Consider the following 26,952-nt stretch of genomic DNA (forward strand, 5'->3'; position numbering starts at 1 on the left):
GCTAAGAACAATTTTAGTTTAACGTAGATTCAGAAAGTAGACTGTCAGTTTTCTTGACAGTTTACTTTTAAATTTGTGATATTAAACAAGCTAATTCAGATAGCCAATCAGTTAATTTTTCAGCAATTTGATGAGAAGTTTCTTCCGCGGGGAAATCTGAAATAAAGTTTGACAAAGAGCATAGGAAAATTTCTTTGTTTTTTTCAATGAATTGAGATACTTCTTTCTGTGAGATATGAGAAAAATTTTTTGCTAATACCTGCTTTAGAAGCGTGTCTTCAAATACAGGATCAGTTAATATCATAGTTATTATATTTTTAATCAGCAATAATTCGAATTTATTATTCGGAAAAAATAATTCTCTTGGATTTTTATAATGTAAACTAGTTTGAAAAGCTAACGAAGCGTTGAAACTAATATTTCTTTTTCCTTTCAGAATTTGCCCAACAGTTGTTTCGGATAATAATTCAACGCCTCCACCAGCTATCTCATATCCAATTTGATTTTGCAATATTTCTAGCTCGTTTACCTTTTTCTTGAGTTCTTCACCTAACAACTTGCAATACAATTCTGATATCACTTTTCTATATGATGTCATTTTACTTCCTTTGCGTCAGAAGACGGAAAGAAACTAAATAAATCCCAACCGCTAGATGTTAAAAAAGCACACTAAATCAACGGCGAAACCCTACAAGGTATAGACAACTAACAGATATGTCGATACTTTTAGTTTCTATCCGTCCATTCGATGCGCATCATATAGGACTTATTATTTATGTTTGAAAGCAGCAAATTGCACTTGACTTTATCTTATGCATCTTTTATTACTTTCATATATAATTAAAACAAAAGTAATAATTTTTATGAACCTGGGATTGAGGGATTTTTATGACTGGCAAAATTTATTCAGAATCGTTTTTTATCGACTATGTATATAATGATAGACAATTATCCATTGCATATAACCTATTGAGACATGTCTTCTTAATGAATACTTTAGATCGTGGGACATATAAACTCTTGGGACATGAATTTAATCAATGGGATGAAGATACTTTCAATTTATTAATTAACAAACTACAAAAGCTATATCATGAAAAATTTACAGTAGATAGTATTACCAATTTATGGAATAGTGGTGACTCAACAATACATTATGATAAGGAAACTATTCGCAAAAAATTAAGGATTTTTGAAAAAAGAGAAGATATTTTGGATCAATATCTTTTCTCCCTAAATGATAAATTAGAGATTTTAAAGTATGTTTATTATTCTTTATTCGGTAAAGATGCTGAAATTATAGGGAAAGTTTTATGTACAATCCACGAAGAAATTCCTCATAAATATTCTATTAATTCTAAGGGGCAAACTTCTAATGAGTTTGAAAGAAAACTAAATCTTTATTATCTAAAAGATATTGAAAAATTGGGTTTGACATTAGATATTTCAAACATTTCCTCTAAAAATGAAGAATTTATCATTTTTAAATCAATAGAGGATAAAATAAAAGCTCTTCTAAATATTGAAGAGCAAATTGAAAGGAAATATCATCTAAAATTTAAAAAAACAAGTTCGAAATACTGCACTGCATCTATTGGTGGTCTAAAATACCCTCTAACAAATATACCGATAGACTTCCTAAAATATAACGACAATATCATAATTAATGAACAGGACTGTTTTTTAACAATTGAGGATAAAGTGTATTATTTTGATATTCCTTCCTTTACAACTGAAATTAAATCTGAAAATACGAAAACAAAATTCAAAGAGGGAAACCTTCAAAAAGTATATAATGCACCTTTTGTCAGTGAGTTTATAAAATTCTTGAGGGAAAATTTAGAAAAAAGTAATCGTACATTTAAAAAAGTACATTATTATGATTTTCCAACACGTAATGAAATATACAATTCTTTACTAACTTTAAAAGATAATAAGGAATTATTGATAGATCAAGTGGGATTCATTAATAATCAAATAATAATTATTATTTTAACGAGATTGATTGATAGTTTTTTTGCAAAAATAAACTTGATGAACAACTTGCATTCAATATTAGTAATCTTCTGTGGAATCCATTACAAAGCTACTTTCAGCAAATACTACACTCTTTCAGATAAATTAATTAGCAGTATATTAAACACCATTCTATACTTATCTTCAAATTTTTTTTGTTATACTTTACAAAATATATTACTTGAAGATGATGGACTCTACTGTTCTAAATTTAATTTATATTTTGAAAACCAAGATGTCGACAATCAAATTGATTTGTTTGAATTATACCTCAAATACTGTTACCAATGCGTTAAAGTTCTATATAGAGACACTCTCTTACCTCTTGTAAAGGATATAAACCATTATTGTAACATTAAGAGTTTACTCTTAAATTTTAATGAAACAATTAAAGTAGAAGGACTAAACAGAGAAATGAATTTTGAATATTCTTGTTTAATGAGAGAAATAACTTCAATTGAAAAGTCATACCAGAAAATAATAAACCGCTTAGAAGAAGAATATGAATTGTACGATAGTGAAAATCATCAAATGTTAGAAAAATATTATATGAACCTCTCAGATAAATTAGTTAAAGATGTAGAAAAGAGATTTAATTCTTTTATGCTTGGTGAACTAAACTTAGATTGGGATGTTTATTTTCAAAAGGGAAATTTCTATGAAAAATTTGAATTAGAATACCAAAACTTTATCTCTCAGTTAAGAGCGGTTATACCTATTTTTATGGTTGAAAAGAATTTTTCTGATAATGATAAAAAGCTAATGAAAAGTTATTTGGACACGATTGGCATTGTAATATAAAAATCAGGAGATTAAACTTAATGCTCTCCAACTCGATGAACTACTTGAACTTGAAATTTAGAAATAATCTGGAAGTTAAAAATCTATTTAACTAGTAAACAACTGATCAAATTGTGAGTTTATGAGATAATATTATCAAAAGTTTTATTGGATTATATCTGTTTTGATTTTACAACTAAAAATATATAGTATCAGCAACAAAGCTATTTCTCTTGAATTTGCCAATTTTTATTAAAGAAACCGCGACTAACTTAAAATTTGTGAACTTCTATTTAAATAATAAAAATTATGGTAAACTAATATTGAACAACAGAAAAAGCCTATGAATATTGATTTCATAGGCTTTTTTACTCACTTATGGTAGGTAAATAGTTCAATTTTTTGAAACAAAGTGGCAGTATGAAAAGAGAAGTAGAAAAATTTATATGACTGGTAAATCCAATTAAGGAAAAATAACAGATTTTCATTTAAATACTTGACATTATTTTTCTAAGTGGTAGTCTAGAAATAGAAAAATTCATCAAAAATATTTGATATGAGGTGGAAGTTATTACGGATTTTACAAAAGATGCTCAAATTTTTAAAGCATTAGCTGATGAGAAGCGCTTGTTAATTCTAGATTATTTAAAGAATGGTGAAAAGTGTGCTTGTGTTTTGACTGATGAATTGGGGATTGCACAGTCTGCTTTATCGTATCATATGAAAATTTTATGCCTGTCAGGTATAGTCTCTAGTCGTCAAGAGGGGAAGTGGAAACATTATAGCCTCAGTGATTCTGGGCGAAGTTTTGCTCTTAATCGATTTAAAGAACTGACTGCTTTAGGGGAGGATTCCTTAGCAAGTTGTCATTGTCATCAAAAGTCATCTTAGTATGACTTTTAGATTTCTAAAATACATCAAAAAAAGTTAATGTGTAGAAAGGGACATTATGTGGTTATTTATCCAAGAACAAATTTTAGGAATGAAATGGTTAAATGAAATAATTGGCCGGTTATTGTCAATTGTCGGTGTAAATTTAACATCACGACTAGGAGGAAGTCTACAATTTTTCTTTTATGATGTAATTAAAATAACAATTTTATTATGTATCTTAATTTTTTCTATCTCGTATATCCAAAGTTATTTTCCTCCTGAACGAAGTAGAAAAATTTTAAGTCACTATGATGGTATTGTTGCAAATATTATTTCTGCCCTATTAGGGACAGTAACACCATTTTGTTCATGCTCTTCAATTCCCTTATTCATGGGATTTACAAGTGCTGGACTACCAGTTGGTGTCACATTTTCATTCTTGATTTCTTCCCCAATGGTAGATCTGGGTAGCTTAGTTCTCTTGATGAGTATTTTTGGCAGTAAAATAGCTATTATCTATGTTGTTCTTGGTTTAGTTATTGCAGTTATTGGGGGAAGTATCATTGAAAAACTAGGAATGGAAGATTATGTTGAAGATTTTGTTAAAAATGCTCATATGCAGATCGTCGAAAAAGAAAAGCTAACTTATAAAGATAGGCTAGATTTTGCCAAAGAACAAGTGGCTGATACTGTTAAAAAAGTATTTCCATATATTTTAGTTGGTGTTGGTATTGGTGCAGTTATACATAACTGGATACCGGAGAATTGGGTATCTGGTACCTTGGGAAGTAACAATCCTTTAGGTGTTATTTTAGCAACTTTAATTGGGATTCCTATGTACGCAGATATTTTTGGTTCGATTCCAGTAGCAGAAGCATTATTAAGTAAGGGAGCACAACTTGGAACAGTTTTATCGTTTATGATGGCGGTTACAACACTTAGCCTTCCGTCAATTATTATGCTAAAGAGAGCGGTTAAACCTCGTCTACTCATTGCGTTTATTATCATTTGCACAGTTGGTATTATTTTAGTTGGGTATCTATTTAATATATTACAAAATTTTATTTTTTAGGAGGATATAATTATGTCACAAGATTTATCAAATCAAATTATTTTTAAGATTCTGGGTTCTGGATGTAAGAAATGTAACTTGTTAGAAGAACATGTTCGACAAGCTTGTAAAGATGAAGGACTGGATGTAATAATCGAACATGAAAAGGATTTTTCTAAGATAGCAGAGTATGGTGTTATGTCTACTCCTGCTTTGGTATTAAATGAAAAAGTTGTTTCGACAGGAAAGGTTTTGACAGTTGATGATGTTAAAAAATTGTTCATGACACCATTAAATGATTAGTCATTTTTAGATATAAAAATTGTATAAATTTTATTAAAAGGAAGGATAGATACTAGTGATAATAAATTACTGGTATAAACGTGAGATATATGGAACAAGTTACAATTTATCACAATCCCAATTGTGGAACTTCTAGAAATGCTCTAGCTATCATTAGAGCGGTTGGAATTGAACCTACTATTATTGAGTATCTAAAAACACCACCGACAGAGCAGAAATTGAGGCAACTTTTATTACAAATGAACATGAGTGCCAGAGAATTATTACGAACAAATGTTCCTGAATTTGAAGAATATGATTTACAAAAAGATAAAACAGAACAAGATATTATAAATGCAATGATGGTAGAACCTATCTTGATAAATAGGCCAATCGTGGTAACTGATAAAGGAACTTTATTATGTAGACCATCAGAAAAAGTCTTAAATATTTTACCTAAGTCGCTTGATAAAGACTTTATTAAAGAAGATGGCGAGATAATTAGTAGTAGTTCTAGATAAATGATAAGAAAAAGCAACTTTTGCCATCTTGAAAGTGTGTAAAATATATCAGAATTACAATATTTGATATTTTGCTTTAACTTCAATCAGACAAAAATCAGATAAAATTGCATTCTAAACAAATAAAAAGCCTAGAAACATTGGTTTCATAGGCTTTTAGTTTACTCAATTATTTAACCTCTGTAAAGGTTGTTAATGTTATTTTAGCACCATTTAAACGTTGTCATATCAACGTTTCTAGATTGTTCTATAGAAAATGTAGTCATAAATGTAGTCATTTTGCTATGCCGTCAATTTTGCAATTTCTTTGAGGTAGATTTCAACTGCTTCTGCCTTCTTTTTCGGTGCCAATTCAGCATAAGTGTCCATTGTCGTTTTAATAGACTTATGTCCCATTCTTATCTGGAGTTCTTTCCAGTTGGCACCAGCATTCAGCATCAAAGAAGCATGTGTATGACGGAAAAGATGGAAACCATAGTTTGGTAGTCCCAGCTCAGTCAAACGCTTTTTAAGCGTTGCACGTTCATTTCTGTCACACATATAGTTCCCGTAAATTGTCGGGAAAATTAAATCCACAGTCGGTAAATCGTGACTCACAAAGTAATCACTCATCTCAGCATGAAAAGCTTTCAAGTCATCTAAGACTTGTCTCGGGACTGCAACTCTTCTGTTACCAGCATCCGTTTTGGCACTGTTCTTACAAACAATCTCGCCCTTAATCCCAAGTTTCTTATTTCCAGCTTTCCACATTAGCGTCTTATTGACGATAATTTCATTAGCATTAAAATCTAAATCATTAATCGTCAAAGCTAGAAGCTCGTTGATTCGAAGTGCGGAAGCTAGCAGCGTGTCGCAGATAACTTTAAATCTTCGATTAGCTCGTGTATCAGGAAGAGTAGTAAGATAGTTCAGCCAAGTAGCCAAATCCTCTCCGTGCAATACCATGATTCTCTCCTTTACCACCTTCGGTTTTGGAGGGATTTTTACTGTCCGAGCTGGATTATGAGAAAGATCGAAATTCGTAATCCCATAATCGAAAATATCACTGAGTTTATAGATAACTGCACCGAAATCTTTTGCGTGTCCCTTTTTGGATTTCTTTACACCGGATTCAACAGACTTTTTAGATTGTTGGGCTAATTTATTAACCCAAATCTGAATATCTGCAGATTTTATCTCTTCAGGCCTATATTCTCCAAACTTAGGGATGAGATAGGTATCAAGATAGCTTCGAACTCGATTGATCGTATTCTGAGAAGTCACCCAAGTTACAAAACTGACAAACCAGGCTTCAGCTAACTCTTCAAAGTTGTTAATCAGCAAGGTCTCTTTGATCGTTGAGCCCTTCGCTTCAAATTCAATCCGAGCTTGAATGATTTTTCTATCAAGACTTTTTAGAGTTTTAGCGGTAATAGATGATGTAACTTTTTTCCCAGTTTTAACATCCACACCAATATACACACCACGTTGGGTATAGCTAATAGTTCCATTACTCTTGGTAGTTTTAATGACTTTTCGATTGTTGTGAAAAATAGTTTCCTTCTGCATAGTAGCCTTTCACGTTCGAATATATAAAAGGCTAAAATAACAACCTCACACTATTCCATGTGATATTACTATTTTAGCACATTTTTAAAGTTAAGGAGTTAAATAGTTTATTACATCCTCCATTTTGTAATAAACCGTCCGAGTTCCCTCAATAGGTGGTTCAAGACGCTTTAGCCCCGTCTTTTCCCAGGATTTTAGAGTGTTGGGAGATATCTGTAAAATCGTTAAGAGTTCTTTCTGAGTTATAATCTTTAAATTTTGTTGTCTTTCAATTTGTTTCTGACAAACAGATACTAAGCAAATCAACAATTGTTCAATCTGATCAAGTTTTGTATTTTCAATATTTGTCATCGGTATTTTCCTTTCTTGTTTTATCGTGTCTTCTTGAATCTAAATATTTAGCAAAGAAATAAGTTTTATCCATAATTAACCCTAACAATTGTGTATTTTCTTTTCTAGCAAATCTTACTAGTGCGTTAAATTCTGTAAAATTATGCTCTTCAATGATATCAATTACCAGCGAAAGGAATTCATCATTGTTGTTACTGACGATAAATTTATCTAGCTCAAATCCGCAACCCGATTCAATTTCGTTGATATCGTACAGAGTTTTTTCAGGATTTTCTGCATGAGTGAAATAGTCATACATACCTTTAGGAGACATGACGGGTTCTACATGAGATGGTGTATTAAGGTTCTTAGTCAGTAACTCAGAAACCTGAGAATAACTTTTAAGTGAATCAAAATATAACGCCCCGTGCTTGTGGGCTTTTTTAAATTCTCCTGTTTCCTTGTTGACATCCTTATCATGCCATGGGCTGAGGACAAAAGGGATATGCATTTCCTCAAGAACTTCTAAATAATTTTCAGGAGAACTTTCTTCATATAACAAGAAGGCCCACTTATTCGACCTTTTATCTTTTGGCATCGACCTTCACCTCCTTTCTTTTGTTCTTATTTATTAGGAGAATTCTAAATTGTTTTTGGTAATTCATACTAGAATTTGATTATTGATCACTGATGTACTGGGGGTCGTAGTTGCCCCCAGTACAGTTATTGTTAAAAATTACAAAAGGCAGTGCTCTTGGCTATCATTATATGAGCCAAGCACTGCCTTTTGCTATACTCTCGTTGCTTTAAACCAGAATTTATCTCCTTCCCTAGTAGGAGCTGAAAAAATATAACATGGATTATAACTAGAAATTTCTTCCTTAATTTGCTCTGTCATTTCTCGCAGAATCTTTTGTGCTTGCTGAGTCTTTGGATATTGCATTACGACACTTACACTTGAATTCCTGACGTCTATCGTACATTTAGATATAGAATTGTTAAAACTTTGTACGACAGGATCAAAGCCTGTTTTGGTTGTTTGATTATCCTTATCACTGATTGCTTCGTTTCTTTCATCTTGTTTCAAAAAATGTCTAAATCTAATTGTTTGAAAAATCGATTTGAAATAATTTAAGACAGAATCATTTCTAAATCTTTGAAGTAGTTCAATCCCAATAAGAAAAATAACCAAAGTTATTAAGATAATCGATAACAATTTACTAAAGTATTCGATTATTCCTAATTTTTCTTGAATAAGAGAGAATATATTTTTAAGTTGTGGAATTTGAATATTTTTAGATAATTCCCCAAGTTGACGTAAAGCCAGATTTAAAATAATGCTTAGAAATCCAAAATAAATCAGCCAAACATTAACATTATATGTTTTCTGGAAAAAACTCTTTCTCATTGCTATAAGATACCTTTCTTAGTGAAATAAGTTGGGCAAAGTAGAGGAAAAACTTGATAAGGATGTTCATTATCGATAATTTGAATTAGTCCAGTCCCTTTTCCCGTAGGAATAACAATTCCTTCAGGATTCAAATCTGGGAAAAGAAATTGAGTTGTCTTCTGATTAATGTTCCCTATCTGAATCAGAACACTAAGTTGCTCTCTAACTGATACCGGTATTGTATTGTAATCGAATCGCTGGCTCACTAACAGAAGGTGAACCTTAGTTGCTCTCCCAAGCAAAGCGATTTGTGATAACAGAGAAAAGAATGATTCCTTAATACTTTTATTAACTCCTTCAGATAGAGCAAGCACTTCATCTATTACCACAGTTAAATGTTTAAAATGATATTCATGATTATCATATAGCAGTTCTTGACGCTCCTGGATAAGGTTTAAGCAAGAGCTTAAATTTTCATTTACTTCTGAGACAAAATCGGATTTTGAGCGATTTCTCTCAGGATGAATGACAGGAATTCTATTTTCTCTTGCCCATCTTGATGGTGTGTCAAACTTTGGGTCAACAATGATCAGTTCTGAAAAACGCTTGAGCAGACTAAGAAGATATGTTAAAGTATATGATTTTCCTGATCCAGAATTTCCAGCTATAGCTATCGAGGTGACTTTATTATAATCAAGCGACAAATTTTTCATAATTGGTAGGTAACTTTCTTCTTGCTCAATAGCAAATTCTTCTAAATCTGAAATAATCAGTCTCTCAGATACTCCTTCTTGCCAAGGGAAAAATAATCCTCTTTGAACGTGAATATCATCTGTATCAAGAGATATAAAATAAGCTGAATTTTGTTTAAGAAGAGTGTATCTGGGATAGAGAGAGGCATTAGCAATTAAAAAAATTTTTTGGTATAGTTCATCGTCAATTATATAGCTGGCGGGAAGGCGTGGGATAAAAATAAAGCCTTCCGAAGTAATCTCTAGTGTATAGCTGCTCGTGAAACTGGTCTCTCCTTGCATCAAGGCTCCTAGCCCCATGTTAAGACTTTGTAACAGATACTGATTCAATTCTTTCTGATCCATTATATAACCTCTTTAACATTTTTTGCACGGAAATAAACATTATAACCAACTTCACATGCTTCAAGGTTATCGAAATCAACAATTGCTAGATAAGAGGGCAGATGCACTTCTGATTCAAATTTCACCTGAAAAGGAGGTAGTCCCTGCTGTGAAAACCACGCTTTATAAGCAATGACTTCTCCAGTAGGTTGATTGTCTTCAAATTTAATTTGTGGTTCTAATTCATTACTAAGACAGTAAATTGCTTGCTTAGCATTGATGTATTGTTTTGCGGTGTTAGTCGAATACCCACTTGTACGATTGTGTGTTTTCATAATATTATCCTTTCTTTATAAATATAGAATTAGATTGACATGCTCGGTTTAAGTCAGAGCTAGACTTTCTACTAGAACATAGTTTCACCTCCTTATCTTTAAGGAGAAAAAAGCAGAGATTTGGTCATCTCTGCTAAATTTCTAAAAATATTTTTTTAATTCTTCTAATAAAATTTTTCGAGCTTTTTCATAATGACGCTGAATAGTTTTATGACTACTATATTTAGTTTCTTTTGTGAGTTGTAGAGCTGATTTGTTATTGAGTGCCATTTGCAAAAAAATATAACGATCTTCTTCTGTAAGTTTTGAGAGTGCAATAATAAGATGTTCACGAAGTTCTTTGACAAGCAGCTGATTAATTGGATTAAAAGTGTTATCAGCATACTGATCGATAAACTCTGTTGTTCGTCCTTCATTTACTATTTTTGAATTCAAGCTTAAAAGGTTATAATACCTATCCTTTCGTTCTTGATTTTTTATATTCTGATCAAGTAAACGACAAACTTCTTGCCAATTCTGAATTTTCACAGCTTCTAAAATTCTGCGCTCACGACGTTCTTCTATTTTAGACATAGTCTAATACTCCGTTTCTATCGTCCTTAAAAATGGAAAGAATAGAAACTCATATGAGCAGATATTGAGGGCCGAGGTGCAAAAAGGCACACCAAATTAAACGGCGAAACAATTAATGCTTGATATGACCTTTTTCGTCATATCGTCATATTCGTTTCTATCCGTCCACTTGATGCGCATCTTATAGGACTATACTTTTTTTGCAAGATTTTTATCTTGTTCTTATATTATAGATTGTCCAAAATGCAAATAATAGGACAAAATATTGCCAGAAATGGAAATAGTTAAACCACTTGAAATTACTGAGTTTTTAGAGTAAATTAAATGAGAGAGAAAAAAATATTTCTAGGAAATGAGTAAGAATGCTAACAAAATTTAATGATGAAATTTTAGAATTACCATTTAAGGCTTCAATGAAAATGAAAAATCAAAAAGAGTTATATTTCACGATTAGAGAAATTACCAATCATTTGAGAATCAATTGGGGCACCTATTCGGTTGGAGAAAAACCTATCGAAATTGATTATGGTTATGATTTTGTTTGCAAGGCTATTACAGAATCTGATAATGACTTATATATCAATAATTCGATCTCAGAATATTTAGAGAAAAGAAAAGACTCAATTATTGTAATTGAGTCAATTGTAGCTTGTTTAATTCAAAGAAAAAGCAATGTAAATATAGAAAAAAGAAACATATTAAAAATTCATAAGATTTTATTTGATATATATAATAGCAAAGTTGAGCCCTTTGAAAATAGATATATAGAAAGAGAAGGGATTGAATTATTTATAGAATATATTTTTTTAAAGTTATTGATTTATTTAAAAACAGATTGTTATTTTTCAATTGAAGAACTAGTCTATAGATATAATAATCTATTTTTTCCTTATTTTTTTGACGGAAGTGGCGCTATAAAAAACAATTATGATACAATTAGCAAAAATGAACTTTCTAAAAAGGTAAGTCAGTTAAAAAAAGATGGGACTTTCGGTACTTCAGATATAATCGAATTAAGACATAAAGGTATTTTATCTAACTATGTAAATGAGAAATCCTTATCTACTATTGAGCAAAGTTACAATAAACTAAACCGATTAATAAACAATAGTACTTATTCTATTGCTAAACTAGAAAACTTTACTAAAGAATGTATTGAATTAAGTAACCTCATTAATAAAGATTTTACACCTTTTCTAGATATTTCTTTAGATAATAAAACAACTGAATGGAAGCAATTATTAAATACTTTTTTCAATGAAAAATATGTTTTAATATATACTCTATGGGCAGTAGATTGTATTATTGATGATGTTCTTTCTTATGACGAACTCTCTTTAAACTTTAATGAGTATGAGGAATCTTTTTGGGAAAGATATCATCCACTGATCAAAATATTTAACAGAGAAAAGTTAAAAGAGTTGTATTATCTAACACTAGGTTTTATACTTCTATACGAGCATCGAATCAAATTCGGAAAATTTGATTATCGGTATTTCATATATATATGTAATACATTCCCAGAATATAAAAACTATGTTGAAGAAGTTAGAATCATTTTTAAAGGAACTAAAGGGAGTACCATTTTCTCCAAAGCGTTTGAAAAATTTATTTCACAAATTATTTTACCTAAATCAAAAACAAACATAAAAGATAGAGAGAACTGGAAATCTATTAAAAAATTCATTACTGGAAATATTAATAATAATGCTTTACAAGATGTAATATTTGATAATATTAAGTACACAGATAAAAAGATAAGTAATTTTCTAAGCTCTGTAGAAAATTACTACAATCAAATAATCGATGACACAAATAAGAAAGTGATTCAACTAAATTTAGGTAAATATGAAATTATTAGCCCTGTTACTGAACCAATAAAAGAAGAGGAGTTAGAACAAAATAACACAATAATTCTAGGCAATTTCGAAAACAACGGAAGAAAAGAACTGGGAATGATTGTAAACGGGGAGTACTCTTCAATTACTGTAGAACAACTATATTCTCCAAATCATACACCTGCAAGCAAATTCCTTTTAAATGAATTCTTTAATTCTAAAAAATACCTGTATAGAATGATCTATCCTAATCATCATATTGATGATGGAATCATATATTTTTATGACTTAGATGATACAAGCGGGAGATATAAAACGTTTGATAATATAAATATTGAAAACGAAGCAATTCTACACGATACTCGCTATGGAAGATTTTCTATTGACTTATATAGAAAAAGTCTCAAATTAACTGAAAATGGATGTTATAACGGTTTAGGAGAATATAGAATCAATTTGATTAATATAAAATTTAATTGGCAGGATCATTCAATTACTTCTGAAGCATACCATATAGAAAAAGGAAAAGTAATAGTTGAGTTCGAAGCAATTGGCTAAACTTTTTATAGGAGGGAAAATGAACGATTTTTTAAACGGAAAAATAGTTTATTTAGATGAACAAGCTATTTTTGATTTTTTAGAACTTTATCAAGATGGAGTACAGTCGGAAATTATTAAAAAAATATCAGAAACAATGGTAGGAAGTGAAGCCGATAGTCAAATAGGGGTGAGTTTCTTAGCTAGATTAAAAGTAGGCTTTTCTGGAAACGCTTCTTTTCAACGAAGTGGGGTCATAGAGTCTCAAATTACTTCTACATTGTTAAGTAATTTCAAGAAAATTATAACGCAAGGAGAAAGTCATGATTCCAAAGTTGAATGTCTAAATAATATAAAACTGTATATAGAAAAAGACTCACCCGCATTTTATCGCAATATTACTCCTGTTCTCGATATGATAAAAGATATCAATGAACTAAGTAACGCAAGTGCAAGTGATAAAAGTAACTTTAATGGAATCGAAATTCGAAATATCGAGAAAACATTAGATAAACTATCTGGATATTATGAAATAAAAGGAATAGATACAGATAATAAAGAAATGATTGTCCGTTTTAATATAACTGGATTACGCAATAATTACACTTTGAGTGATTTAACTAAAATGAATATTAAACTGTATGGAATTAAGGTAGGAACAGTAAATTCAATAGATTTAAAATTCGATACATTGATTGATAGGCTATCAAATCATAATACGCTAGGACTTGATTTTGATGAAGAACAAGAGGAAACTCTTCAAAAATCAATTCCTATCTATGACATTCTATTGGCAGGTGTTTAATGGTTAAATATAATGTCTTTTTTGAACCTGTACTTGAATTCAACAAACGTATGTCTGGATTTGAAAATTATATTTCCTTTTCTGAAGTATTAGCAGACTGGAAGAAAGATTCCACTATTGAGGAGCTTTCAGCGCTGCTAAATGAATATGATATTTGTATTTTTAGAGTTGATACATACTCTCTAGCTACGAGTCTAGTATTTGAAAATATTGAGCTTTTAAATAAATTATTTAAATTAGCTGAAATTTCAGAGGTCTACATCCATAACCCCCCAAAGAAATTTTAAAACTCGCTAAAACAACAAATCCCTCAGGAACAACTATTTATTAGCAATAAATCTTTCGAAAAAATTTCGGAACAGGAAATTATTCAAGTAAAAATTGATTTAAACGCAAGAATAATCGGTCAAGATAAAGCGAAAAAAAGTATATTAAGAAAATTAGTGGCTCAATTAGTACGACCAGGCTGCAAGCCTCTAGTTTTAATGTTCTATGGTGATCCAGGAATTGGAAAAACTGAAACAGCTAAGCAATTGTCGGCGACTCTATTTCAAAATGAAGAGATTGTCAGAGAACAGATGTCTATGGTTGGGGGTGAATCAAGTGTAAAATACTTCAAATCAACAACACATAGTGAAGATTCATTTTCCAAAACATTACTTAATAGAGCATCAAATGTCATTTTGCTTGATGAATTTGCACTAGCCCCATCTTTCTTCCATACTACTTTTTTTCAGATGTTTGATGAAGGAATTTACGAAGATCAAAATTATAGAGTTGATTTAAGAAATTCAATAATAATCTGTACTTCGAACTATAAAAGTCGTTCAGAATTGCAGAATAACATTGATGATGCACTATTGAGTCGCTTCGATGGTTTTATTAAGTTTTCTCCATTAAGCTTTAAGGAAAAGAAGAACATTTTGGAGTTAGTTTACAATCAAATAACTAGTCCGAGTAATATGATGTCTAATTATACTAATCATCTAAATGAAATGGAGATATTGACTGAAGTTACAAATAAATTAGAATCTTTACGTAATGTTAGAGAAATACGAAAGTATGTAGAAGATATTATTGCAGATAAGTTGTTAGAATTTATAATTAATAGTGGAGAATAAAAAATGGTAAATCAAACTGATTTTGTAGATCATCTTAGAAAGCGTATGAACATATCTATCGAGGAGGGATTTTATATTGAATCAATCTCTTGCTCATATGCAATTATCGAGAATAGAACAAAGAGAATTGTTGAACACTTAGGTAAAAGAGCAAGGAAAATGAGTCTAGATCAAAAGATTGAGTTTATTTATAACGAAATCAGAGAAAAAAATCAGAATACTGACTCCGATTTAAAAAAACTAATAGGTTATCTAAAATATCGACTAGAGAAATCTGATATCATGATTGTTGATCCGGTAAAAAGCTATAATGATTGCAAAAGTGATAAACTGTCTTTTTGTAACATTAATAAAGTTTATAAGTTTAAAGAACAAAGAAATAAACTTGTACATGATTTAGCAACCTATGATAGTAGTAATCCAAGCTTAATTGATTTTGATTCTTATATTAACTTAGCAATGTTGGGGAAATATGTTGCCGAAGAGCTATCGCGAATTGCATCTGGTTTAAAGAGAAAAAAATCAGCTTTATGATTGATTCATCTTATTATTTTTGATAATATTTTAAATGTAGAGTACATAACATTATGTCGCGCCAAGGATTGGCGTTGGGGACTTAAAACTCCTACTCTACCTTTTTAATTTTCTGAATGTCTTAACAAAATTATATTAAAAAGAAAAAGACAGTAGAGTTAAATCTACTGTCTCAGAACGTAGACAAACGTCATTTTTGGCGTTTGTTTTTTTGTATTTTCAAAAATATTTTGTGTTCACCCTTGTGGAACCAACCACTCTCAGGATCTGTCGTTGAGATTTTCTTTTCTTCTTTGATAAATATTCTCCGCAATTTTCAACATACAGGTCACTCCTTTTATGACATTTCCTTTTTATTAAATACAATAATAGAACTAATAACACAAATAATTATTAGTACAAAAGTTGTAAAAATAGGAATGTAATAATCATAAAAACCTATTCCCTTTATTATATTTACAGGCTTTCCAATTAAGGCAATCGGCATATATTTTACAATTTCTTCTTTTAGAGAAAGAAGAAATTGTATCACTACACCGCCTGTGACGAATAATAATGTCCCTATCACATTTTTAGTAATGACACTGCCTAGTATCTCTAGTGAAATCAAAAATATTCCAAAAATTAGTGGAAGAAATACTGCCATTAGGATATTCTCAATAGGAAATGTATTCCCAAAAAAATACTTTGTATATCCAAATGCTACAAGAAAGCAAATACAATATGAAAGAATCCACATAATTGCATCAAAAAAACATTTTGATATTATTACTTGATATCTTGGTAACCCCTTTGATAGCAAATTTATTAAAGTTCCTTTTTGAATCTCATTCGTAACTTGTGTACTGAACAAAATCACAAGACCAACCATTCCTATTTGGTTGACGTTCTTAAAAAATTGTACCCAAGAATCAATTTCTGTTGGAGTATTAACCTTGATATCAATGCCATCAGTTGCAATAGCTTGAAGGATTTGAGGAGTCAGTTTTGCTGTAAGTGGACTTAGCAATCCAATAAATATAAACAACAATAAAAGTCCCAACATCTTTTTTGTCCTAATGTTTTCAATTGATTCTTTTTTTATCAGTGAAAAAAATATTCTCATGACTTAATTACCTCCATGAAAATATTTTCTAATGTTGGCTCTTTTACACTAAACTCAATAGGGAGAATATTCTCATTATGAAGTTCAGATAATATCTCAAATGCTTTCTTTTCAGAATCTACTTGTAAAAAGCTCAACGTGCTTTCTTCCTCTTTAAAATTCATTTTCGAAATAACATTATTGTTTTTAAACTTATTCAACTCATCAATAGATTTAAACCTTATCTCAATTTCATTTGTACGTTTCATATTTTTCAGCTCATCTATTGAGCCCTCTAATACGTTTTTACCGCCATCTAAAACAACAACATGATCACAAATTGCTTCAACATCAGATAAAATATGCGTAGAAAAAACAACCGTCGTTGTTGATTTTATTTTTCTAATAATCTCTAATATTTCTTTTCTGCCAACTGGATCAAGAGCCGAAGTAGGTTCATCACAAATCAATAATCTAGGACTATTTAAAAGAGCTTGTGCAATTCCTAAACGTTGTTTCATACCTCTAGAAAAACCATGTATTCTTTTGTCAATTCCATCTAGTCCAACTAATTCTAATAATTCATTACTTTTTTTTACTATCTCATCATTATTAAGCCCAGTTATTGAACCGCATAATTTAAGATATTCTTTCGGTGTCATATAACCATAAAACTCAGGTACATCTGGTAAATAACCAATAAACCTATTTGTGCTTGTCTGACCATATTTTACTTTTTCACCAAATACTTCAATAGACCCTTCATCAATTTTCAAAAATCCCAAAATCATTTTCATTGTTGTCGTCTTACCCGCACCATTTTTGCCCAGAAATCCAAATATAGTTTTTTCAGGAATAGCTAAAGACAGTCCATTCAAAATATTATGGCTCCCAAAAGATTTATATAGATTTTCTACTTTTAGAGCATCCATTATTCATTATCCTTTCCTATTATTAAATAGAAAATAGGACCAATAATTTGTATTAAAACTACTACAACTATCCACATTGCCTTGTTCCCAAATTTAAACTTGTCGTGTTTTAATACATGGTTCAATGCGTAAATCATAAGCCCAATTTCCAGAACAACTATCGGTATTAAGATTGGTAAATATTCTCTAATAAATTCCATTTTAAATCCTCCTTACGTTATTTTTATGTTATTTATATTATAGCAGTTTACTTTATTGACTTTCAAGAAACTATATCTTCTTTTGTTAATTTTTCTTCAACTTCCATTTTATTATCCTTCATAAAACTCTTCTTGTGATTTAGAGTAGCAACAACTCCAGCTTATCATATTCAATAGACAAATATTGGCCATTAGATAAAATTACAATTCTTCGGAATCACAACGACTAGCTTTATAATAAGCCAAAATTCGATTCTATTATCAATACAATCATATCATAAAATATAAGGGTTTACTTAGAAGTTTGAAAAAATCATTTCGCTATCTTTAAGTAGTATTTCCTTGATATTTTTTCTACTTCTTTTTTTCCATACTTATATAGTAGACAAATTTTTAAAAAAGAACAAAAACAGAAAATATGATGATATTTTATCATGTTTACTAGGGTAGGTATATGAATAAAATTAATTATTCAATACGTTTTACTTAAAGTAATTTTGAAAAAACTAAGTATGCATTATAGTATTCTTTCAGCTCCGTTTTCGAAGCAAATTCCAAATCATACTCACATCCGTCATTATGAGGTGATTTAGATAGATTTTCCTTATTTTCTCATTTATAACTAAGTGTACTTTGCAACAACTAGAACAAAATAGTTAGTGTTAATACTTAAGTTTTGTCCCAGCTTTGCCATTTTGATATTCCTTTTATTACTCCTGAAGTTCTAGTCCCTTATGATTGTAAATACAATATTGAAATTTGTTTTTTGTAAACATAAAAACCTTTCTTGTTATCGGTAATTAAACTTTAATTTTAAAATACCTGAGACGTGTAGTCACATAAAAGCCACAATTATTTTTACTAGACAACACAAAACGCTCTAGGCAATATGACTAGAGCGTTTTCTATATATCCGAACATCTAATTTATTTCACAAAAAATGTAGTCAAAAATGTAGTCATTCGGTTGATTTTCATTGCAATACATTGAAATGAAAAATTTCAAGAATCGCATTAAATCAAGGGTTTCTCGTTCCTACTGAAACGTAATGACCTATTATTTAACTTCTGTAAAAGTTAACTTATATGCTTACAAAGCTTATTTTAACAGCCTTTACGACTGTTTATGAAGAAAAGGTAGAGAAAAAGGTAGAGTTTCAAATGACTGTTAATTTTCACCTTTTATTTGTGAAAGTCGTTCCATTAAAATATCGACTGCTTCATTCTTTCGGTTAGGATCTAATTCCGCATAGATATCCATTGTGGTTGAAATAGATTTGTGACCCATACGTTCTTGTAATTCTTTCCAATTTGCTCCAGAGTTGAGCATTAAAGATGCATGAGTATGGCGGAATAAGTGAAAACCATAATCAGGTAAACCTAACTCTTTTAATCGTTTAATAAGAGTAGCTCGCTCATTTCGATCAGTCATGTAATTTCCATAGATAGTGGGAAATATCAACTTAGATTTTGGAAGCCCATGTTTTTCGAAGTAATTATTCATTTCATTGTTAAAATCTTTAAGTTCTTGAATAATGGTAATAGGTACTGATACTTTGCGATTTCCTGAATCAGTTTTCGCAGAATTTTTACAAATAACCTTACCTTTAGTACCTAAGGTTTTATCTCCTCTCCTCCACATAAGAGTTTTATTTACGTTAATTTCTGATGATTCGAAAAGTAAGTCATCAACTTCCAATGCTAATAGTTCATTAATTCGTAAGGCAGAAGCTAAAAGAGTATTACAAATAAGTTTAAAGCGCCTGTTGGCTCTTGAGTTTGGGAGCGTATCTAAGTAATTCAACCATATAGCGATATCTTTTTCATGTAGAACTTGAATTCGATTTTGAGGTGCTTTAGGCTTGGGTGGTATCCTGACTTGTTTTGCGGGATTATTCTTTAGATTAAAGTGTACCATTCCGAAATCAAGAATATCTTTTAGTTTATGAACGACTGCACCATAATCAGATGCCTTTCCTTTATCTGCCTTACGTTTTCCCTTATTTATTTCTATTCGAGCTTTTTCTGCTAGCTGATCAACCCATTTTTGAACTTCAGTAGATTCAATAGAATCTATTTTATAATCACCAAATTTTGGAAGGATATATGTATCCAAATATCCCCTTACTCTATTTCTAGTATTATCAGATGATACCCAAGATTTATAACTATCATACCAAAATTCCGACAGTTCTTTTATAGTACCGACAGATAGAGTTTCTTTTCGAGTAGAATCATTTTCTTCAAATTTTCTTTTAGTCTCTAAATATTTGCGATCTAAGGCTTTTAGTGTTGGAGCTGATATAGTAGTTGTAACTTGTTTTCCTGTTTTTTTATCAGTTCCTAAATAAGCTCCTTTCATAGAATAAGTTATAGAACCATCTTTTTTGATTTTCTTAAGAACTTTCTTATTGTTTCTTTCTATTGTCTCAATTTGCATTTAGTTTACCTCAGATGGTCAAGAATTTAAGAATATCCCCACGTTTATAATACACTGTTCGGGTCCCTTCGATTGGTGGCTCCAACCGTGGCAGTCCTTTACGTTCCCAACTTTTGAGTGTATTAGGGGAAATATTCAGTTCTTTGAGGACTTCCTTTTGGGTCATAATTTCTAACTGATTAGTATCTGATCTTTTATCCAGAAGATTTACCAGAACCTGTAATAGATTTTCGATTTTATCTAGTTTTACTTGTTGTAGTGTATCCATATAATTATCCTTTCTAATGTCCAATAACATAGGTAAATTGTTTGGCAGTTTCTGCGTCAAAAGTACGGTAACTAATGATTCCTAACCCTTTTACATTACATTCTGAGACGAGAATTGAACCATCTGATTTGACCTGTTCCACAAATGAAATGTGTCCGTATATTGGATCAGCTCCAGCTTGTCCAGGGCTAAATGATAGAGCAGAGTGCTCTGTTGGTGTATGGGTTGTTGTGAATCCTGGCTTATTCATCCATTGTCCACCATTTCCCATAAATGGATCAAAGTTGACTCCGACTTGTTTTCCACGGTTGAAGACATACCAGGTACATTGTCCCCAAGGATAGGTACTAGTGATATATCCTGTGGTATCAATAGCTGTTGTCAAACTATAACCTACCGGTATATCATTTGAAGTGACTCCTCCACCATCTCTAGTTTTTCCTGTAGTTTGTTCAGGAGCTTTTGGTGTTCCTCCATGTTCATCAATGAAGGCATCCAGTTTTTGCATGGTTTCAGCACGTCTTTTTCCCGATCCTGTAGTATCTGTGAAATAGACCCCGCCATCAGTTGCTGGATTGAGTGTTCCATTCGCAAACTTTTTAGCCTTATCATCTTGAATTTTGAAGGTTTGGTTTTTATTTCCAATGATGGTTTGTTGGGTTAATTCGACAACAGCAATCTCATCATTAAAGTTATTGGCATATTCTGGATTGGAGTCATAAGCTCCAAAACCAAACATATTGGCTCCAGGATTGGTGGCCACCCCAGCAGTTCCAAGGGAACTTTCATTTAGTGCGATCGCAACGATTCCACGGACATCAAGATTAGATTTAGCTTCCCATTCGAGGAGTTTCTTTCCATTAATTCGATTCTTATCATAGGAGATTCCTAACGTATCTAAAAAGCCGTCTAATTGCTCTGCTGTGATACCGAAGCGATGAACCAGTAGATTGTGAGTATAGGGATCTCCATCTGACCAGTGATCCGCATAAGTCACTCCATTTTGGGATTGGGGTGAGCCATTCGTTCCACCACCTCCGACAGCCCCCATAAGGATAATAATAATGAGGACTGGTAGAAAGAGAGGAATGAGACCAGCTAATAGAAACCATTTTAGTTTTTTCATCGAATCTCCTTTCTAGTTAATGTCTTATATAAGCAGTGAACAAAACAGTCCCAAAACGCCATTTTGCATCTAAAACGACTGAATGGGACTTAGTTTGTAGGATGATTTGGTCTCTTTCTTGTTCTGTGACTGGAAACAAAAGAAGGAAATCGACTGAGCGTTTTCCTTCTTGGTAGGCCTGATAAAGAGTTTCTTCAAGAACTCTTGGAAAAGCAGTTCTTGAGCGTATCTTGGTATTCATATCATTCTCCTCTAAGTTGTTTTAAGCGTTCTGTTAATCGGTCTCTTCGTTCAATATTGGCTCTTAATTTATCATCTCGTGTCATGGTCTTCCTGTAAGCACGAGTGAAGGCATTCGATCCTTGAGCTTTGTACATAGCTTGAGGGTCTTTATATCCCTCTAATTTGCGTTCAATACTATTAATGCGGAGTTGTTTAAATGGAGAAATCCATTCTTCTTTAAGAGTTTGGAATTCCTCGCTTGAACTTGGTGTTGGCTCCGCTGTGATTGGGGATTCCATTGAAGGAGTTGGTGTTTTTTCTTCAACTGGTTTAATCCTTTCTAGCGCTGGCTTTGTTTTCGGAATGTTTGGTTCTGGAGTATCTGGACTTGTTGGCGTCTCAAGCGTTTCCGTTGGGAGCACTTCATCGGGTTGGTGCTCTGATTCCTTATTAGTAAAGAAAGAACCAACATTTTGAAAGTGACTCTTGGCATTCATCATCATCCCAGCTCCGAAACCAGCACCTGCTAAGGCAAAGTTCCCAAGGTGTTGAGCAGATGAAAGGCTTCTCGATGGTACTTGCGAAGCCACCTCTCTGGTCTTTGTGACCCCTTTTTCAACTTTGTTTCCAATATCATTCGCAACCATTCGTGCTTTAGATCCAAGAATGAATTGAATCAGTTCAGCTTTGTATTTCCATAGAAGAAAATATACAAGTCCTTTTGAGACAACTGAGATGAGTAGTTTAAAGACAAGGCCAAAGATGATCAAGGATGGAAGAGTTTTAAGGATACCATCAAAGCCAGTAATGACGATATTTTCTATCATTTTTTCAATGTAGAAGACTAATAGAGTCAATAGACTCGTGATAGCTGGAAAAAGCAGCCCACCAAACATGACTTTCAAGACTCCAAAAATCAAATCTTGCATTCTTGGTACAAAGGACATTAGTAGCACAATTGGAAAGAGCAAAATCATCATCAGGACGAGTGTCTGAGCGATGACGTTTAACATCTGAATCAAAATAACCGGTATCGCTAATACGAAAGCTTCACAGATTTTGAAGATGACGTAAAACATACGGGTAAAGATGAAATCTGGCATAGCTGAAACCCAGCGGTTCTTTTCACCATCATCATTAGCTCCATTTCCTAGTTCATCCAGATATTTATTACGATCTTTAGATTTGACCGCTTTAAAGTTTCCATTCTTATCGCCTGTTCCTAATACCTTACTATCGTCAAAAGTCTCTTGTTTCCCATCTTGGCTATTCTTATATTTCCCGTTTTCTTGTCCTGTATTGACAAAGACATAAGCTTTATAAGAGGTTTCTGCAATATAGCTATCTGCCATGGAATCACCAATTTTAATGGATTTATTATTGCCATACTCCACCTTGATATTCGTAATATTTTTAGTGACATCTTGGGAAACATGGTTGATAGTATCAAGTAGATACAGACCACCTGATGTTCCAGCAATTGTTCCAAAATAACCAAAGCCAAGGATGAGAACTAGAAAGACATGAAGAAGAGTTCTTGAAAAAGCTCCCTTAGAAAAGAAAAACTGATAAAAGAGATAAAACGCTAGAATCAGAAGCAACATTGAAACGAGTGATTGTTTTGCGACTCCACCAGAACTTGAACCGATGAATCCTTTCCAGATATTCATTGCTCCATTAAATACATAGTTCTTGTAGTTGGAGTATAGATCAATCTTTTCAAGAATTCGAATCAGCAAAGAAAAGAAGCCCACCACTGCGTTTAGAATGAAAAAGAAGAAGTTGACGAAAAGCTCGTTAATCAGAACCCAAGCCCCGTTAAAGGAAGCGAATCCAGTCGGCTCCATATAGGACTTGAGAGAGAAGATATCGACTCCCCTTAGTTTGTCAAAAGCTTCTTGCATGGATTCACCTCCTAACTAGCGTATTTATTTTCAAGGCTTGATGATACCGTAGCTTTCATTGGTTTTAGAAGCATATCAATATCTTCAAAGATGTTGTGTACGGAAATCATATTGAGATTGCCATAGACGTCATAGTACAGGCATTGGCCAGAGATCATATTGTCAATCCATTCGAGATTGCTTTCAGTGACTTCAAGATTGACGTGTTTTAAGATATCTTCTCGCTCAGACTTTTCATAGAAAGCAAAGATAGTCCCAAATCCAGTTGTATCATCGTCATTTTCTGCATCATGTACAGATTGAGTAATCAGTGCCAAGGTATTGTTTTTGGAGCGTCCAATCCGACGCATATTTTTGATAACGGCTTTTCCTTCTGCGGACTTCATAAGAATCCATGCTTCATCAAAGAACTCAATGGTATCTTCATTTTCATTTCGTTCTCCAAAGTGGGTACAGAAGGCACCAAGCGCAAACATGAGGGCAATAGAATTGCGTTCATGATCTGAAATTTTTGTGGAATCGTCTTTTGGTAGTTTGAGGTTATTGACCTCTAGAATGGTCACCCGTGATTCATAGTTAAGTCCTTGAGTGGTTCCATCTGAAAAGGCTAGTTCCAAGATAGAGTTTGTGACAATTGAAGTCAGATAACGACCAACCGAAGCAATTTCAGAGGAAGTGGATTCTCTAAGTACTTTTAGGACGTGTTTAAAGCCGACTTTCTCGCCAGCGACTCGTTTCTCCACAATCGCATTAATAGCTTCTGTGATCGCTGTTTTCTGGTCCATTGTGACATCATCTACAGCTTGTAGTAGAAATTCAAGCATGTTTTTTGCGACCTCTACAGCTTGTTCTTTATCTAGAACAACAATAGGATCTAAGACTCCGTGGTTTGATGGTAGTGAGCTATCTAGTGTTACAAAGTTAAAGTTCTCAATCTGTTTCTTGCGTTCAGGATAGAGACGTGCAAATTCAGGTGAGTTGATTACTTCTTGGTAGTGATTCCTAAGTTCACGTTTAGGGTCAATATAAAGGGTTTTAACATTTTGTAAAGCCACACTTAAAAAGATGATCTGAGCGAGGAAAGACTTTCCTTGTCCTGTTGCCCCCGTAATAATGATGTGCGGGTTCTTGGTAATCTTTCCAGCTATATCTTCTTTATTTCCCACTGTCGCATTGTAAAGTACAATGTTCTTTGAGGAATCAATAGCTTTAGCGATATTGTCCCAACGGCCTGTCCAATTATCTACTCGGCCAATATACCAACCGATACGGTTTCCAGAAGAGGTATTAGTAAAAGGCATGAGTTCTGAAAATCCACGAGCTGTGACCATATGTGTCCATGTGCGAGTTTTCTTTTGGAGGTTTTCTCCATAGAGCAGAGCTTGAAAGAGATAAGGTCCGTCTTGAGAGGCCTCACTAATCTCGACTCCCATATCATCAAAGTAGTTCAAAACCACTTGTCGTCTTTGACGGAGTTGGTTCACACTAGAAGCAGAGACAATCAGATAGGCTCCGTATTCGATGATATCTTCTTTATTTCCGACTTTCTTCATTAAGTCCTTTAGGGAGATGGAACCCATGATGATCTCGTCTTGTTGAACAGTATCAGTATTTTCTGCCTCTTCCATGATGTTTCTGTAACGTGTATTAGAACGTCCCATTCGACCCTTGATTTTGTTGGTATCAATGAATTCTGCCTTGATTCGTAGCTCAACGGGAAAGTTTAAACGCTGGATAAACTCACCTAGATGAAAGCCGTTAAATTGAACGGGGAATTTACCAACCGGAAGAATAGTCACAAAAGAAGATCCATAAGGGCTTTCTAGCTTAAGAAAGCCACCTTTTAGGACTTTGATCAAGGTGTCTGTGATATTGAATTGAGCACGATTAGCGAGCACCTCCTTCTTGTAGTGAGGGATATAGCGAAGATACTGCATCCGCTGGTAATAAAAGAGTTCTTCATTAGATAAACGCTTTGCCCGAAGGACAGAGAAGGCTTGGAAAATAGTGAATTCATCACTTTTATAGTCTTCATACCAGGTGGGACTTAATTCATATTCATAGCCCAGACCCTTGGCTATTTTTTCAGTGAACTCATTAAAGCTCTCATAGGCCAAGTCTTTGACGGTAGCTCCGTGATTTTGTTTGCGTAAGGTCACACCCACGACCCAGTCAAACTGATAAGGGATTTCCATTTCTTCTGTTAGACGATCCACCGTGTAGAGAAGAAGTTCTTCTCCTAGTTCACGACTGTCATCTGCGAGAGCATCTGAAAAGTCCCGCATTTTCTCTTCTAAGAGATAGTCTTTAGGGATCAGAGATATTTCAAAGAATTTGTTTTTCTGGAGCTTTTTCATCATTTGAGCAACAGTGATTTTATGTTTGCCCTTTTTTTCATTATCCGTAATTGTGATGGGAGTGTTTGGAATACGATAATAAGCAACGACTGTTTGATCTTTTTTGAGAGCTAGATTTTCATGTGTTTCCCTAATAGGATAGGTTAAAGTAATACTCATAGGTCCTCCTTTTCTATAGATTTGTTTTTTCAAAGACAATTTCTTCTACAGACTCTATTCGATCTTCATGGTAGATAGCTCTTTTATTGATTTTAAAGTCCCAGAAGTAAATCAGGTAATCTCCAATAAAGACATGCATCTTTTTACCGTGTGGTTCGTATTCAGTATAGAACTTGGCCAATTTGTAAGGGAGATACCAATAGAGCAAGAGAGAAATTGAATGAGTGATTTTTGCGAGTGGCACAAAGATAAACCCTCCAAAGAGTAACATGGCCACAAAAACGATGATAAAGACAATGAAAAAGGACAACTGCATAGGAGTCGCAAAGTACCAAAGTCGAGTGCCCTTTTTTGTCTTGATTTCTTGGATCCAATAAGGAGCATTTAGACCCTTACTGTAGTCATAAAGTCTTTCTTCATTCATACTTAGAGTCCTGATTCAATACCAAAGAGTCGAAGGAACCAGCCGACTGCTTTTAGGATATCTTGTCCTTTCGCAATGGAAACAATAACGGCATAGAAACCAACGACAGAGAAGAGTTGAAGCCAAGAGCTGTTCCGCCAAGCCTTAATCGCTAAGAGCACGGCAATGGCTGTCAGGATCCAAATTCCATCGCCCTGGAGGAAGGTTCGTAGATTGTCTGTATTCAT

Annotated in this window: 29 protein-coding genes; 10 read left to right on the forward strand and 19 right to left on the reverse strand. The window is 32.7% G+C overall.

What is annotated here, in order from left to right; all coding sequences use genetic code 11:
* Positions 1–67: 67 nt before the first annotated feature.
* Positions 68–598: a hypothetical protein gene (locus tag HMPREF0833_RS09075; RefSeq protein WP_013904611.1), complete on the reverse strand. Its 531-nt coding sequence runs from the start codon at positions 596–598 to the stop codon at positions 68–70.
* Positions 599–888: 290 nt separating this feature from the next.
* On the opposite strand from HMPREF0833_RS09075, the gene HMPREF0833_RS09080 reads away from it, so the two are divergent.
* From HMPREF0833_RS09080 to arsC, 5 genes are all read left to right on the forward strand, one after another.
* Complete coding sequence (locus HMPREF0833_RS09080) at positions 889–2,817, forward strand: hypothetical protein (RefSeq protein ID WP_013904612.1); 1,929 nt, start codon at positions 889–891, stop codon at positions 2,815–2,817.
* A gap of 540 nt (positions 2,818–3,357) precedes the next feature.
* Positions 3,358–3,687: an ArsR/SmtB family transcription factor gene (locus HMPREF0833_RS09085; RefSeq protein ID WP_013904613.1), complete on the forward strand. Its 330-nt coding sequence runs from the start codon at positions 3,358–3,360 to the stop codon at positions 3,685–3,687.
* 58 nt (positions 3,688–3,745) lie between these two features.
* Positions 3,746–4,741, forward strand: coding sequence for a permease (locus HMPREF0833_RS09090; RefSeq protein WP_013904614.1), 996 nt, complete (start codon positions 3,746–3,748; stop codon positions 4,739–4,741).
* A 12-nt stretch (positions 4,742–4,753) separates the two neighbouring features.
* Positions 4,754–5,023, forward strand: coding sequence for a thioredoxin family protein (locus HMPREF0833_RS09095; protein ID WP_013904615.1), 270 nt, complete (start codon positions 4,754–4,756; stop codon positions 5,021–5,023).
* Between the two features lie 89 nt (positions 5,024–5,112).
* Positions 5,113–5,523, forward strand: a complete 411-nt coding sequence (gene arsC / locus HMPREF0833_RS09100; protein ID WP_013904616.1) for an arsenate reductase (glutaredoxin) — start codon at positions 5,113–5,115, stop codon at positions 5,521–5,523.
* A 282-nt stretch (positions 5,524–5,805) separates the two neighbouring features.
* On the opposite strand, the gene HMPREF0833_RS09105 is transcribed toward arsC, so the two are convergent.
* The 7 genes from HMPREF0833_RS09105 to HMPREF0833_RS09135 form a co-directional block, all read right to left on the reverse strand.
* On the reverse strand, positions 5,806–7,071 hold the full coding sequence (locus HMPREF0833_RS09105; RefSeq protein ID WP_013904617.1) for a tyrosine-type recombinase/integrase: 1,266 nt from the start codon (positions 7,069–7,071) through the stop codon (positions 5,806–5,808).
* A gap of 90 nt (positions 7,072–7,161) precedes the next feature.
* Complete coding sequence (locus HMPREF0833_RS09110; RefSeq protein WP_013904618.1) at positions 7,162–7,422, reverse strand: MerR family transcriptional regulator; 261 nt, start codon at positions 7,420–7,422, stop codon at positions 7,162–7,164.
* On the reverse strand, positions 7,409–7,999 hold the full coding sequence (locus HMPREF0833_RS09115; RefSeq protein WP_013904619.1) for a replication protein: 591 nt from the start codon (positions 7,997–7,999) through the stop codon (positions 7,409–7,411). The genes HMPREF0833_RS09110 and HMPREF0833_RS09115 overlap by 14 nt, the downstream gene beginning before the upstream one ends.
* 192 nt (positions 8,000–8,191) lie before the next feature.
* A complete protein-coding gene (locus HMPREF0833_RS09120; protein WP_013904620.1) occupies positions 8,192–8,809 on the reverse strand; it encodes a hypothetical protein in 618 nt (205 codons plus the stop codon).
* A 2-nt stretch (positions 8,810–8,811) separates the two neighbouring features.
* Positions 8,812–9,888: an ATP-binding cassette domain-containing protein gene (locus tag HMPREF0833_RS09125; RefSeq protein WP_013904621.1), complete on the reverse strand. Its 1,077-nt coding sequence runs from the start codon at positions 9,886–9,888 to the stop codon at positions 8,812–8,814.
* A complete protein-coding gene (locus tag HMPREF0833_RS09130) occupies positions 9,888–10,202 on the reverse strand; it encodes a hypothetical protein (protein ID WP_013904622.1) in 315 nt (104 codons plus the stop codon). The genes HMPREF0833_RS09125 and HMPREF0833_RS09130 overlap by 1 nt, the downstream gene beginning before the upstream one ends.
* A 141-nt stretch (positions 10,203–10,343) precedes the next feature.
* Positions 10,344–10,775, reverse strand: coding sequence for a hypothetical protein (locus tag HMPREF0833_RS09135; RefSeq protein WP_013904623.1), 432 nt, complete (start codon positions 10,773–10,775; stop codon positions 10,344–10,346).
* 362 nt (positions 10,776–11,137) lie between these two features.
* Here HMPREF0833_RS09135 and HMPREF0833_RS09140 point away from each other — a divergent pair, with 362 nt between their 5' ends.
* The 5 genes from HMPREF0833_RS09140 to HMPREF0833_RS09155 all read left to right on the forward strand — a co-directional run bounded on the left by HMPREF0833_RS09140 (position 11,138) and on the right by HMPREF0833_RS09155 (position 15,610).
* Positions 11,138–13,171, forward strand: coding sequence for a hypothetical protein (locus HMPREF0833_RS09140; protein WP_013904624.1), 2,034 nt, complete (start codon positions 11,138–11,140; stop codon positions 13,169–13,171).
* Between the two features lie 19 nt (positions 13,172–13,190).
* Complete coding sequence (locus HMPREF0833_RS09145; protein WP_041818435.1) at positions 13,191–13,955, forward strand: DUF6414 family protein; 765 nt, start codon at positions 13,191–13,193, stop codon at positions 13,953–13,955.
* Positions 13,955–14,242 (forward strand): hypothetical protein, encoded by a 288-nt coding sequence (locus HMPREF0833_RS11085; RefSeq protein WP_013904626.1) that lies wholly within the window; start codon positions 13,955–13,957, stop codon positions 14,240–14,242. The genes HMPREF0833_RS09145 and HMPREF0833_RS11085 overlap by 1 nt, the downstream gene beginning before the upstream one ends.
* A 114-nt stretch (positions 14,243–14,356) precedes the next feature.
* Positions 14,357–15,076 carry an AAA family ATPase gene (locus HMPREF0833_RS11090; protein WP_257000684.1) on the forward strand — a complete coding sequence of 240 codons (720 nt, stop codon included), beginning with the start codon at positions 14,357–14,359 and terminating at the stop codon, positions 15,074–15,076.
* 3 nt (positions 15,077–15,079) lie between these two features.
* On the forward strand, positions 15,080–15,610 hold the full coding sequence (locus tag HMPREF0833_RS09155) for a hypothetical protein (RefSeq protein WP_013904628.1): 531 nt from the start codon (positions 15,080–15,082) through the stop codon (positions 15,608–15,610).
* Positions 15,611–15,947: 337 nt separating this feature from the next.
* Here the strand turns inward: HMPREF0833_RS09155 and HMPREF0833_RS09160 are convergent, their stop codons facing one another.
* From HMPREF0833_RS09160 to HMPREF0833_RS09210, 11 genes are all read right to left on the reverse strand, one after another.
* Positions 15,948–16,715 carry an ABC transporter permease subunit gene (locus tag HMPREF0833_RS09160; RefSeq protein WP_013904630.1) on the reverse strand — a complete coding sequence of 256 codons (768 nt, stop codon included), beginning with the start codon at positions 16,713–16,715 and terminating at the stop codon, positions 15,948–15,950.
* On the reverse strand, positions 16,712–17,626 hold the full coding sequence (locus HMPREF0833_RS09165) for an ABC transporter ATP-binding protein (RefSeq protein ID WP_013904631.1): 915 nt from the start codon (positions 17,624–17,626) through the stop codon (positions 16,712–16,714). Before HMPREF0833_RS09165 ends, HMPREF0833_RS09160 begins: the two co-directional genes overlap by 4 nt.
* Entirely contained in the window at positions 17,626–17,826 is a 201-nt protein-coding gene (locus HMPREF0833_RS09170; RefSeq protein WP_013904632.1) for a PLDc N-terminal domain-containing protein, read from the reverse strand. The genes HMPREF0833_RS09165 and HMPREF0833_RS09170 overlap by 1 nt, the downstream gene beginning before the upstream one ends.
* A gap of 1,167 nt (positions 17,827–18,993) precedes the next feature.
* Positions 18,994–20,265 carry a tyrosine-type recombinase/integrase gene (locus HMPREF0833_RS09175; protein WP_013904633.1) on the reverse strand — a complete coding sequence of 424 codons (1,272 nt, stop codon included), beginning with the start codon at positions 20,263–20,265 and terminating at the stop codon, positions 18,994–18,996.
* Positions 20,266–20,275: 10 nt separating this feature from the next.
* Positions 20,276–20,533 (reverse strand): MerR family transcriptional regulator, encoded by a 258-nt coding sequence (locus HMPREF0833_RS09180; RefSeq protein WP_006152868.1) that lies wholly within the window; start codon positions 20,531–20,533, stop codon positions 20,276–20,278.
* Between the two features lie 13 nt (positions 20,534–20,546).
* Positions 20,547–21,659, reverse strand: a complete 1,113-nt coding sequence (locus HMPREF0833_RS09185) for a CHAP domain-containing protein (protein ID WP_013904635.1) — start codon at positions 21,657–21,659, stop codon at positions 20,547–20,549.
* 16 nt (positions 21,660–21,675) lie between these two features.
* Entirely contained in the window at positions 21,676–21,900 is a 225-nt protein-coding gene (locus tag HMPREF0833_RS09190) for a hypothetical protein (RefSeq protein WP_013904636.1), read from the reverse strand.
* 1 nt (position 21,901) lies between these two features.
* Positions 21,902–23,785: a phage tail family protein gene (locus HMPREF0833_RS09195; protein WP_013904637.1), complete on the reverse strand. Its 1,884-nt coding sequence runs from the start codon at positions 23,783–23,785 to the stop codon at positions 21,902–21,904.
* An 11-nt stretch (positions 23,786–23,796) separates the two neighbouring features.
* Complete coding sequence (locus HMPREF0833_RS09200) at positions 23,797–26,301, reverse strand: ATP-binding protein (RefSeq protein WP_041818436.1); 2,505 nt, start codon at positions 26,299–26,301, stop codon at positions 23,797–23,799.
* A gap of 13 nt (positions 26,302–26,314) precedes the next feature.
* On the reverse strand, positions 26,315–26,725 hold the full coding sequence (locus tag HMPREF0833_RS09205; protein WP_013904639.1) for a conjugal transfer protein: 411 nt from the start codon (positions 26,723–26,725) through the stop codon (positions 26,315–26,317).
* 2 nt (positions 26,726–26,727) lie between these two features.
* Complete coding sequence (locus HMPREF0833_RS09210) at positions 26,728–26,952, reverse strand: TcpD family membrane protein (protein ID WP_003005585.1); 225 nt, start codon at positions 26,950–26,952, stop codon at positions 26,728–26,730.

This window comes from Streptococcus parasanguinis ATCC 15912 (assembly GCF_000164675.2).
Classification (GTDB): Bacteria; Bacillota; Bacilli; order Lactobacillales; family Streptococcaceae; genus Streptococcus; species Streptococcus parasanguinis.